This window comes from Verminephrobacter aporrectodeae subsp. tuberculatae At4 (genome assembly GCF_000193225.1).
GTDB classification, from domain to species: domain Bacteria; phylum Pseudomonadota; class Gammaproteobacteria; order Burkholderiales; family Burkholderiaceae_C; genus Acidovorax; species Acidovorax aporrectodeae.
The window spans coordinates 1-10,129 of sequence record NZ_AFAL01000064.1 but is presented as its reverse complement, the minus strand read 5'-3'; the positions used below and the strand labels follow the sequence as shown (position 1 = coordinate 10,129).

Sequence of the window (10,129 nt, the reverse complement as noted above, 5' to 3'; positions counted from 1 at the left end):
CCGCGCGGGACTGGGTGCAGGCGTTCGCCGGCCTGGCGCCGGTGTTCGGCAGCGACCTGCAGCACAACCAAGCCTTTGTACACGCCGTCGCCGCGCAGCTGCACGCCCTGCGCGGGCACGGCGTCGTGCGCACGCTGGAGACCCTGGAATGAACACCAAGCTCCCCCCACTCGACGTGGTCACGCTCGGCGAATCGATGGCGCTGTTCGCCGCCGAGCAGCCCGCCCCGCTGGCCGAGGTACAGCACTTCACCAAACGGCTCGCGGGCGCCGAGACGAACGTCGCGATTGGCCTGTCCCGCCTCGGCCTGCGCGTCGGCTGGATCAGCCGGCTCGGCGCCGACTCCTTTGGCGACTTCGTGCAGCGCACGGTGGCCGGCGAGGGCGTGGACTGCTCGCAGCTCGTGATCGACCCCGCGCGGCCCACCGGATTCATGCTCAAGACCCTGAGCCCGGATGGCGCGGACCCCCAGGTCGAGTACTACCGCAAGGGGTCGGCGGCCAGCGCCATGCAGGTCGCGCAGCTCGACGAGTCCTACCTGCTCTCGGCGCGCCACCTGCATGCGACCGGAATCTTTGCCGCGCTCGCGCCGAACACCTTCGAGTATTGCGAACACAGCATGCAGCGCGCGCGTGCGGCCGGGCGCAGCGTGTCCTTCGACCCGAACCTGCGCCCCAGCCTGTGGGCCTCGCAGGCGCAGATGATCGCCGGAATCAACCGCCTGGCGCGCACGGCCAGCTGGGTCATGCCGGGCATTGCCGAGGGGCGCTTGCTGACCGGGCGCGACAGCCCCGAAGACATTGCCGCGTACTACCTGGGCCAGGGCGCGCAGGTGGTCGTGATCAAGCTCGGCGCCGAAGGCGCGTACTACGCAACGCGCGCGGGCGAGGCCGGCCACGTGGCCGGCGTCAAAGTCCCCCAGGTGGTGGACACGGTGGGCGCAGGGGACGGCTTTGCCGCCGGGCTCATCAGCGCCCAACTGGAGGGCCTCGCCTGGCCCGCAGCGCTGGAGCGTGCGAACTGGATCGGCGCGCAGGCGATCCAGGTGCGGGGCGATATGGAGGGCCTGCCTTACAGGCACCAGCTCGGGTCCGTCATGAAACGCCAAACGTCATCGCTGTAATCGCGTAGCCGACCGATCAGGTTGGCGGCCTTGCTCTGCTGGATGCGACCGCGTTGGCTATTGGACTGGGCAGTTACCTTGAACGAAAGATTTGTGACCAGGGAACGGTTACCCCTGAGGTCGACCTTCATCAATCCAGGCCTGCGTTTCCTTGATGCCCAACCGGTAGCGAGCGCAGTTGAAGATAGCGAGCGCTTTCAGTTCCTGGGCAAGCAACTGCTCGAACTTCGTTGCATCGTCGGCGGGCAGACCCAAGCCGGCCAGCGCTTGTGCTACAGGCCTGCGGCTTCGAACTACCAAACCCACTGCTTCGTTCAGCGCTTGCCTGTAGTGGACGCGGAAGGGGTCCGGCGAGCCCATGGACTCCAGCACAACTTTGTACTTGGCCTGGGACCGCCGATACGTCCAATCGAAAAGGTCCACAGCCATGGAGACGTCGCAGCACTCATAGACACCCATCATGGCCAGCGCGTAGTCCTCGCGGTCGACATCAAGGAACGACAGCGGAGCCTGGTTGTAGAGCATCAGCGGGACGTTGGCCGCGAGCCGACTCACCCGCTTGTTGCCATCCTCGAAGGGTTGCAGATACGCGAGGTTGACCCAGAGGAAGAATGCTGCCTCCATCGGGTTCTTGATGTGCTGGGCCGTCGAGATGATGCGTTCGAACATCTCCTGCAGCACCGCCGGAACCTGGGTTGGGACGTAGGTGGTGCCGCTGATGTTGACCACCTTTTCGCGGATGGCACCAAGTGCTCCGACCTCCGCGAGCAGGTCCTGCATCAGCACTGCGTGCAGGTTGCGAACAAGTCCGGAGATGAGGCCTTGGGTCGGAACGGCATCCACAAGAAATTCGATGGCTGCCTTGTGATTGAGCAGCATGACCGCATCACTGTCCGTGGCCGCCGCGCCGCTCTTGAAGAGCTCCTCGGTGTCCAACAACGTGTAGCGGTTGCCCTCGAGATGGGATGACGACCACGACAGGTCGATGAGCAGTTGCTCGAGAACCTTGCGGGCGTAGGTGCCCGCTGGCAGCTGCCCCGGAAGGCGACCGAGCTCAGCCAATTCTTCGGCGAGTTCTTGCGGCAGCAGGAAGGTCTCGTTGGGCTGGTAGCTGTCAACGAATTCACGCCGGTACGTGACCGGCACGCGCGCCGCCAGCGGCAATGTCAGCTGCTGCCTGAGCTCCAAGCTCGCAGTGCGCCAAGTCGGCCCCGCGCGGCTTGCAGCTGCCTTGGCAGGTGGCGCAGTGGCAGGGGTGGCAGTCGGAACAGGTGCGGCCGCTACCAGCAGTCGATACCGAGTCGCGCGAGCTTTGCCGGTGACCTCGACTCGCCCTTCCTCCACCAGCTTGGACAGCATGCGCTTGACGGCAGGCAGGCTTGAGCGGGTGACTTCGACCAGCTGGGTTGAGGAGACCAGTTCCTGCCCCGCAGACGCCAGGATGGCGATGGCTCGCAGCATTGCATCGGATGTCAGACGGTCTTCGTATGGCATGAATCGGCTCGATAGACTGAGCTGATTCTATCGGATCCGAGCCAATTTGGCCTTATCGGCTCGATTTCTGAGCTGATACTAAATCATTCGAGCCGATTGTGGAGTGAGCAAGCACTTGGAGCAACATATATGCCAAGTCCGGTTGCGGCATCTCCGCGCTGGACTCGGCAGCAAGGCAGGGCAGTTCATGCACCCGCGTTCAATGCCCGAAGTTTGGCCTGCTGGCGGGCTTGCCGATGACTCGGCAAGCGGCTGTGGTTGGTGCTGGTCTGCTATCGGAATCTTCAGTTGATGATGAGATTCCCGGAGCGCCGCCGTTTATTTTCCGGGGTGTCTGTGCCAGCTGACCCTGTTGGTTTGGAACAGAATCCCCCGAAAACACGAAAGCTGCGGAGTCCGCAGCTTCTGCAAGTCCTTGGAAATTACAAGGAAATTTGGTCGGGGTGAGAGGATTCGAACCTCCGGCCTCTACGTCCCGAACGTAGCGCTCTACCAGGCTAAGCTACACCCCGAAAACGCTGATGTGTGAGGCCCGCATTCGCCCGGGGGCGTCACGTGCGTCGCGTCAGCAACTGCGCGGCCAATTCTAGCAGAGCCTTGGAATGGGCATTCGGCGGCAGTTGCTCCGCAGCGGCCATGGCCCTGCGGGCCTCGGAGAAGGCTGCCGCGCGCGTGACCTCGAGCGCGCCCGTGGTCCGGACGATTCCCACGATCTCCGCCAAGCGCTCCGTCGAGCCTTGTTCAATCGCCTGCCGCACGATCAGCGCCTGGTCCGCTGAGCCCCGCTCCATGGCGGCGATCAACGGGAGCGTGGATTTGCCCTCGCGCAGATCGTCGCCCAAATTCTTGCCCATCTCCGCGGTATCGCCGTCGTAGTCCAGAACGTCGTCGATGATCTGGAAGGCGGTGCCCAAGGCCTGTCCATACGCCGCGCAGGCGTCTTCGATTTCGGGTCCGCTTTGCGCCAGCACGGCCCCGAGGCGGGCGCTGGCTTCAAAGAGTTTCGCGGTCTTGGAGCGGATGACGCGCAGGTAGCCCGCTTCGTCGAGCGACGCATCGTGCATGCTCATCAGCTGGAGCACCTCGCCTTCGGCAATCACGTTCGTGGCCTCGGAGAGGATTTCCATGATGCGCATGCTTCCCGCCTCGACCATCATCTGGAAGGACCGCGTGTGCAGGAAGTCGCCGACCAGCACGCTGGCCGGATTGCCAAAGGTCTCGTTCGCCGTGGGTCGGCCGCGCCGCAATGTGGACGCGTCCACGACATCGTCGTGCAGCAGGGTGGCGGTGTGGATCAACTCGACCACGGCCGCCAGGCTGCAGCGGTGCGGACCCCCATAACCAAGCGCGCCGCAGACCATGAGCAGCAGAGCCGGCCGCAGGCGCTTGCCGCCTGCGGCGATGATGTGCTGCGATATCCGGGCCACCAGCGGCACGCTCGATGCCAGGCGCCGACCGATGATCTCGTCGACCTCGTGCATGTCTTGCGCAACGAGCTGGAGAGGAAATGCTGCGGGGGCGGTATGGTGGGTCAAGATGTGGGGGCACGGAGAGTGCCCGAATTATAGGAAGTCCTTTCCGGGACACTGCGCCGGCCCTGCATGGCCTTCAGCCGCGCTCCGACCCCACCCCCACCCCCAATACCAGCCTGTGCGTTGCCCGGGTGAGCGCGACATACAAGACCCGCGCCTGTTGGGCCGCATCCTCCGGCGTGGCGCAGTCCGGACCCGTGAGGCGCTCGATTCCCGGGATCGCCACCACCGGAAACTCCAGCCCCTTGCTGGCCTGTATGGTCAGCACCTTGATGGTGTCGGCCAGCGGGTGGTAGTCACCCGGGCGCCGGCGGTTTTCCAGCGGCAGCTTGCGCCGGGCCAGCGCTTGGGCGCACAACGCGCAGGTATCGATGTCGCGGCACAAAACAGCCATATCCCCCCAGGCAAAGCCGTCCGCATGTGCGTCTTCGAGCGACTGGGCAATGCGCGCGGCCTGCCCGGGCAGGGTGGGCAGATCGATGATCAGGGGCTCGGGGCCGTCGCGGCCGCAACTGACGGGTTTGACCAACGGGATGCCGTCGTCGTCGCAGTCTTCGGCGGTGAGCAAGTGGCCGGCCATGCGGTAGGCGGTTTCCAGGATTTGCCGGGTGTTGCGGTAATTGATTTTGAGAATGGTGGTGCGTCCCTGCGCCTGAATACCCACGCTTTTGAAGCTGAAGTTCTTGTAACTACTCAGCCCCCTCGCCGTAAGCCATAATCCGCAACTTGATGCAACAGCTACCCGACCTCAGCACACTTGGTTCGACCCGGAGGGATGCACTGGTTCTGGATCTATGGGCGATGGTGCAGATCAACGAACTGCAAGCGCGGCTCAATCTGGACAGCCGCAACTCCAGCAAGCCACCCTCGAGCGATGGGCTCAACAAGCCCCAACCCAAGTCATTGCGCAAAGCCGGGCAACGGCCGGTCGGGGGGCACAAGGGCCACAAGGGTCATACCCTGTGCCAAGTGGCCGAGCCCGATATGGTCGTCACCCATGCTTACAAGGATGACGTTTGGCGTTTCATTCAAGCAGCAGGATATGTCCCGGTTTTTCCAGGAGCGCATGATGGAATTGCATGATATTTTCAGCGCCCTCGATCAGCGCAAGGCAGAACTGGATGACTGCCGACCGCTTCCAGCGGTCACGGCGGCTTCGCTTCGTGAGAAGCTCGCATTGGAATGGACATATCACTCCAACGCCATCGAGGGAAATACTCTCACGCTTCGCGAAACGAAGGTGGTTCTTGAAGGCATTACGGTTGGAGGCAAAACCCTTCGTGAGCACTTCGAGGCAATCAACCACCAAGAGGCAATTCAATTCGTGGAGGACTTGGTTGGAAAATCTGCGGACATCAATGAATGGAACATCAGAAACATCCACCAGCTTGTTCTGCGAAACATAGCCTCAAACGAGGCGGGCCGCTATCGCCGGGAAAATGTTGTCATTACTGGATCCAGCACGATCCCGCCCGATCATGTCCGATTGCCGGAAGTGATGGCCGACCTCATGGCATGGTACGGCGCGGACGGCCAATCACTTCACCCCATTGAGCGAGCCGCCCAGCTGCATACGAGATTCGTAGGAATTCATCCATTCCTCGACGGGAATGGGAGGACGGGAAGGCTCCTGCTCAACTTCGAGTTGATGCGCGAGGGATTCCCTCCGGTCATCATCAGAAAAGAAGATCGCCTCGCGTATTACAACGCATTGGATAAGGCGTGCGCAACAAGGGATTACGAAGATATTACTCAAATGGTGGCCGAGGGTATTGCTCGGTCGCTGGGTACTTACCTTGAAGTCGTGATTGGATGCAAGCCAGATCCATTGCTGGACGAACGCGCTGGCGACGATCACGACGGTTCACCTTGAGGGGCGATTGGTGCAATAAGCAGGGCCTGCGTCCACCCCTGGTGCTGCCCGATTCGCAGCCGGCGTATTTGCGCTGGGTCGCGGACAGGCTGGGAATGACCGCTACGGCGCGTTTCAATGCGCCGCATGAGCCTCCGGGCTGGGCCCGCTGCGGCCGCCGGCAAGCAGCGCGTCGGCTCCGCCCTGCAAGCGGCCCCTGAGCGGGGCGGTGCGCTTCCCTGGTACGGCTCGCCCGCAGCGCTGGCCTGCCGGATGCGCGCCCGCGCGGCGGAAAAAATTTTCTGGCCGCATGCCGCTGTTACACTGCGCGGCCCCAAGGGAGGGGGAGAGGCCCATGAACCAGAATCCATCCGACGACGCGGCGCAGCCGCTGCGAAGTTTTCCGCCACAGGACATTGACACCTATTCGCTGGAGTTCATTGGCAGCGGGGGTGGGTATTTCCGGGTGTGGATCGTCAACCTGTTATTGCAGTGCATGACGCTGGGCATCTACACGCCCTGGGCCCGGCGCCGCACGGCGCAGTATTTCTACAACCACACCCTGGTGGCCGGTAGCCCCCTGGAATTCACCGGGTCGTTGCGCAAGATGGTGCTCGGCTTTGTGCTGCTGATCCTGCTCTACCTGACCTACAGCATTGCATCGAGCACCGGGCAGGCCTTGGCTGTGCTGCTGTTTTTTCTGGCGGGTGCGGTGCTGGCGCCCTTTTTCTGGCGCAATGCCATGCGCTTTCGGCTGAACGCCACACGCTGGCGCGGCCTGCGCTGGCAATTTGTCGCCAGTTGGCGCGAGGTCTATCTTGCCAGCTGGCCCTTGTTTGTGCTGCCCTTGGTGTGCTGGAGCGTGGTCGCGGGCCTGCTGGTGCTGTCGCCCGATCTGTCCGAGACCAACATTACCTCGACGTCTGCCATAAGGGGGCTGCTGGGTCTGGGTCTGGGTCTGGTGCTGGTGCTGGTGGTGGCGGCGCTGTGCTACACCGGCACCGACTACAACTACAAGCGCCTGCTGGTGCTCAGGGCCCAGTTGGGCGCTGAGCGCGGTCGCTGGAAGCTGGGGTACATGGACTTCGCGAAAGTCTGGTTGGTCGCAGCGGCAATGCTCGTGCTGGGCTTGGTGAGCCTCCTCGTATTGCTCGTATCGCTTGCATTGTTCTCGGAGCGGGCGAAGACGATGGAATGGCCCCGTTCGCTCGAATCGCTTTCCCCCGGGTGGTCCGCGGCGGCCACGATGCTCTTCGTCGGGATCAGCATCCTGGCAGTGATTCTGGCAACGGTACCGGCGCGCGCGTACCGGGATGCACGCATGTTCCAGATCATGTGGAACAACATCGGCTTGGGCCGGGTGGCGCGCTTCCAATGCCGGCTGTCCATGGTCCGCTACATCCTGCTGCGCATCAAAAACACCCTGCTGACCCTGCTCACGCTGGGGTTCTACCGCCCGTTTGCGCGCGTCAGCGAATACCGCATGAAGCTGGAATCGGTGAGCATGCACGTCCAGGGCCACGTGGAACAGGTGGCCGACGCGATGCTGCGCCAGCAGCCAGGCGGTCTTGGCGATGCGCTCGCCGACGCGGCGGGCCTGGAGCTGTTTGGCTGATGCATCCCCCCGCTGCCGAATCCCTTACCGGGGCCCTGCTGCCAGGGCGTTGGTTTGACGGCCTGAGCAGCCAGGCCCGGCCGGTGCAGGTGGGCCTGCAGGCCACGCCCCGGGGGCCTGCGCTGGTGCTGCATCCGCTGTCACCGGCAGACGCTGCGCCGAGCGTCCTGGGCTTTGCCGAGGTCGGTTGGCCCGAAGTCTGGGACGAGCGCCGCCCGCCACAGTGCGTGGTGGTCGACCTGCGCGAGCGGGGCAGCCTGGAGATCGATGCGGTCAGCCAATGGCGTGCTGCGTTGGCTGCCTGCGGCCAGCGCCCCGACATCGTGCAGCGCATGCAAACCCGCTGGCGCTGGTTGCTGGGCGTGGCCGCCGTGGTGGCCATTGGCCTGGCGCTGTTCTACCGTTACGGCACGCCCTGGGCGGCTACGCAGATCACGCGTTTCGTGCCCTTGGCCTGGGAGCAGCGCGTGGCCGAAAACGTCCTGCAGCAGCTCGATCACGACCTGCTCAAAGCCAGCAAGCTCCCGCAGGAGCGGCAGGCGCAGCTGCGCTCGCGCTTCGATGCACTGGTGCAGCACAGCCTGTCCGGCCCGCAGCGCTACCCCGGATACCGACCGCAGCTGGCGTTGGAGTTTCGCTCCGGCCTGGGCGCAAACGCATTCGCCTTGCCTGGCGGCAAGGTGCTGATGACCGACGACATGGTCCGGGTCGCAGCCACCCATGGTCTGGACGACAACGCGCTGCTCGGCGTGTTGGCCCACGAGATCGGCCATGCAGTGCAGCGCCACACCACCCGCATGCTGGTGCAACAGGGCGTGCTCTACATGGGAATGGAGCTGGCGCTGGGCGATGTTTCCGGCGTGCTCTCGACCAGCGCATCACTGCTCACCGGACTGGCCTACAGCCGCAGCCATGAACGCGAGGCCGACTGCTACGCCATCGCCCTGATGGGCCAAGCGGCCTTGCCGACGAGGCCCATGGCCCAATTGCTGCTGGCCATTGCGCAGGACGATGACGATGACGACGAGGAGGACGAGGATCCGGTCAGCACGGGTGCCTCGCCTCCGTCCGGCGCGCACAAAACCAAACGCAGGGCCGGACAGGAATCTGCAGCGCACCCGGTCTGGTCCCTGCTGAACAGCCACCCCGACACCGTGCAGCGCGCAACGGAGTTGGAACGGGGGCAGGCTCCGCACTGTCCCGGGGACTGACTGCGCAGTTTCGACGTGCTGCTGCCCCCCGCGCCAACGCTTGCCACCAGCGCGCATGGGAGCCCGCGTGATTCCGGCTTGGCCTTGCCTTAAGCTCTACGGCATGCGGGTATTCAATTGCGGGCATTGCGCCCACCTGGTTTTCTTTGACAGCGTGCAGTGCCTGCACTGCGGCAGCGCGCTGGCGTTTCTGCCGGATGCGCTGACCATGGCGGCTCTGGCGCCGGCGTTCCGGGACGGTCCGGGCCTGTGGCGACGCCTGGGCGGGGGCGGCGCTCTCCCGGACGGCGGGCGCCGGTACCGTATGTGCTGCAACCAGACCGAACAAGCCTGCAACTTTGCCGTTCCTGCCGACGACCCTGCGGTCCTGTGCGCGTCCTGCCGCCAGACCCGCGTGCTGCCGGACCTCTCGGATGCAGCCAACCTGGGCCGCTGCAAGCAGATCGAGGCGGCCAAGCGCCAGTTGTTCTACACCCTGGCCTGCCTGGGGCTGGAGCCTGCGCCGGGGCGCTCGGGCCCGGTGTTTGAATTTCTGGCGGACCTTCCGGGGGGGCCCGCCATCCTGACGGGGCACAACAACGGAACCATCACGCTGAATGTGTCCGAAGCGGACGATGGCGAGCGCGCGTGCCGGCGCATCGCGCTGGGCGAACCGTACCGCACGCTGATCGGCCATCTGCGCCACGAGTCCGGTCATTTCTACTGGAGTCCGCTGGTGCGCGATGGCGGGTGCATCGACGCCTTCCGCCGCCTGTTCGGTGACGAGCGCCAAGACTATGCGGCCGCGCTCGACGCCCACTACGCCAAGGGCAGCGCGGCGGGCGATTGGTCGGAGCAGTACGTCAGCGCGTACGCCGCTGCGCACCCCTGGGAGGACTGGGCGGAAACCTGGGCGCACTATTTGCACATGATCGATCTGCTGGAGACGGCCGCCAGCTACCAGGTGGGAATCACCGTTCCCGCCCCCCAGTCCGCGCTGCGCCACCAGGTGGTGGACCCGTTTGCCGCGCCGCGCCCGGCTTTTCTGGACATGGTGCGCCAGTGGGTTCCGCTCACGCTCATGCTCAACAGCCTGAACCGCAGCCTGGGGCAGAGCGACGCCTACCCGTTTGCGCTCTCATCCGGGGCCATCGACAAGCTGCGCTTCGTGCACGATCTGGTGTCGGTGTCGCGTCAGGCCCGGGACGCCGGTCGCTGACTTGCCGCTATGCTCGCAGCCCATGACGCATCCGACCCCCCCCACACCAGACAGCGAGGTACTTGCGCTGGCCCACGCCGACGTGGCCAGGACCCTGGCCGAAG

9 protein-coding genes and 1 tRNA gene are annotated in these 10,129 nt (G+C 64.5%); 6 read left to right on the top strand and 4 right to left on the bottom strand.

Going from position 1 to position 10,129, the window contains the following annotated elements:
- The first annotated feature begins 148 nt into the window (after positions 1-148).
- Complete coding sequence (locus VTU_RS0102710; protein ID WP_010100505.1) at positions 149-1,123, top strand: sugar kinase; 975 nt, start codon at positions 149-151, stop codon at positions 1,121-1,123.
- Between the two features lie 108 nt (positions 1,124-1,231).
- On the opposite strand, the gene VTU_RS25415 is transcribed toward VTU_RS0102710, so the two are convergent.
- The 4 genes from VTU_RS25415 to VTU_RS0102690 form a co-directional block, all read right to left on the bottom strand.
- Positions 1,232-2,617, bottom strand: a complete 1,386-nt coding sequence (locus VTU_RS25415; protein WP_029554043.1) for a Fic family protein — start codon at positions 2,615-2,617, stop codon at positions 1,232-1,234.
- 435 nt (positions 2,618-3,052) lie between these two features.
- Positions 3,053-3,129: transfer RNA gene (locus VTU_RS0102700), tRNA-Pro, on the bottom strand.
- Between the two features lie 39 nt (positions 3,130-3,168).
- A complete protein-coding gene (locus VTU_RS0102695) occupies positions 3,169-4,098 on the bottom strand; it encodes a polyprenyl synthetase family protein (protein ID WP_010100503.1) in 930 nt (309 codons plus the stop codon).
- Between the two features lie 127 nt (positions 4,099-4,225).
- Positions 4,226-4,813: a 3'-5' exonuclease gene (locus VTU_RS0102690; protein ID WP_010100501.1), complete on the bottom strand. Its 588-nt coding sequence runs from the start codon at positions 4,811-4,813 to the stop codon at positions 4,226-4,228.
- Positions 4,814-4,878: 65 nt separating this feature from the next.
- Between VTU_RS0102690 and VTU_RS32420 the strand changes: the two genes are divergently transcribed.
- The 5 genes from VTU_RS32420 to VTU_RS0102670 all read left to right on the top strand — a co-directional run bounded on the left by VTU_RS32420 (position 4,879) and on the right by VTU_RS0102670 (position 10,025).
- A complete protein-coding gene (locus VTU_RS32420; RefSeq protein WP_138927772.1) occupies positions 4,879-5,232 on the top strand; it encodes a DUF6444 domain-containing protein in 354 nt (117 codons plus the stop codon).
- Positions 5,192-6,022 carry a Fic family protein gene (locus VTU_RS25410; RefSeq protein WP_236610617.1) on the top strand — a complete coding sequence of 277 codons (831 nt, stop codon included), beginning with the start codon at positions 5,192-5,194 and terminating at the stop codon, positions 6,020-6,022. Before VTU_RS32420 ends, VTU_RS25410 begins: the two co-directional genes overlap by 41 nt.
- A gap of 334 nt (positions 6,023-6,356) precedes the next feature.
- On the top strand, positions 6,357-7,616 hold the full coding sequence (locus tag VTU_RS0102680) for a YjgN family protein (protein WP_010100498.1): 1,260 nt from the start codon (positions 6,357-6,359) through the stop codon (positions 7,614-7,616).
- Positions 7,616-8,827, top strand: coding sequence for a M48 family metallopeptidase (locus tag VTU_RS0102675; protein WP_010100497.1), 1,212 nt, complete (start codon positions 7,616-7,618; stop codon positions 8,825-8,827). Before VTU_RS0102680 ends, VTU_RS0102675 begins: the two co-directional genes overlap by 1 nt.
- A 103-nt stretch (positions 8,828-8,930) precedes the next feature.
- Positions 8,931-10,025: a zinc-binding metallopeptidase family protein gene (locus tag VTU_RS0102670; RefSeq protein WP_010100496.1), complete on the top strand. Its 1,095-nt coding sequence runs from the start codon at positions 8,931-8,933 to the stop codon at positions 10,023-10,025.
- The last annotated feature ends 104 nt before the right edge of the window (positions 10,026-10,129 follow it).

Coding starts and splice junctions, on each gene's coding strand:
- VTU_RS0102710 (WP_010100505.1), top strand. CDS start 149: ATGAACACCAAGCTCCCCCCACTCGACGTGGTCACGCTCGGCGAATCG.
- VTU_RS25415 (WP_029554043.1), bottom strand. CDS start 2,617: ATGCCATACGAAGACCGTCTGACATCCGATGCAATGCTGCGAGCCATC.
- VTU_RS0102695 (WP_010100503.1), bottom strand. CDS start 4,098: ATGCACGAGGTCGACGAGATCATCGGTCGGCGCCTGGCATCGAGCGTG.
- VTU_RS32420 (WP_138927772.1), top strand. CDS start 4,879: ATGCAACAGCTACCCGACCTCAGCACACTTGGTTCGACCCGGAGGGAT.
- VTU_RS25410 (WP_236610617.1), top strand. CDS start 5,192: ATGTCCCGGTTTTTCCAGGAGCGCATGATGGAATTGCATGATATTTTC.
- VTU_RS0102680 (WP_010100498.1), top strand. CDS start 6,357: ATGAACCAGAATCCATCCGACGACGCGGCGCAGCCGCTGCGAAGTTTT.
- VTU_RS0102675 (WP_010100497.1), top strand. CDS start 7,616: ATGCATCCCCCCGCTGCCGAATCCCTTACCGGGGCCCTGCTGCCAGGG.
- VTU_RS0102670 (WP_010100496.1), top strand. CDS start 8,931: ATGCGGGTATTCAATTGCGGGCATTGCGCCCACCTGGTTTTCTTTGAC.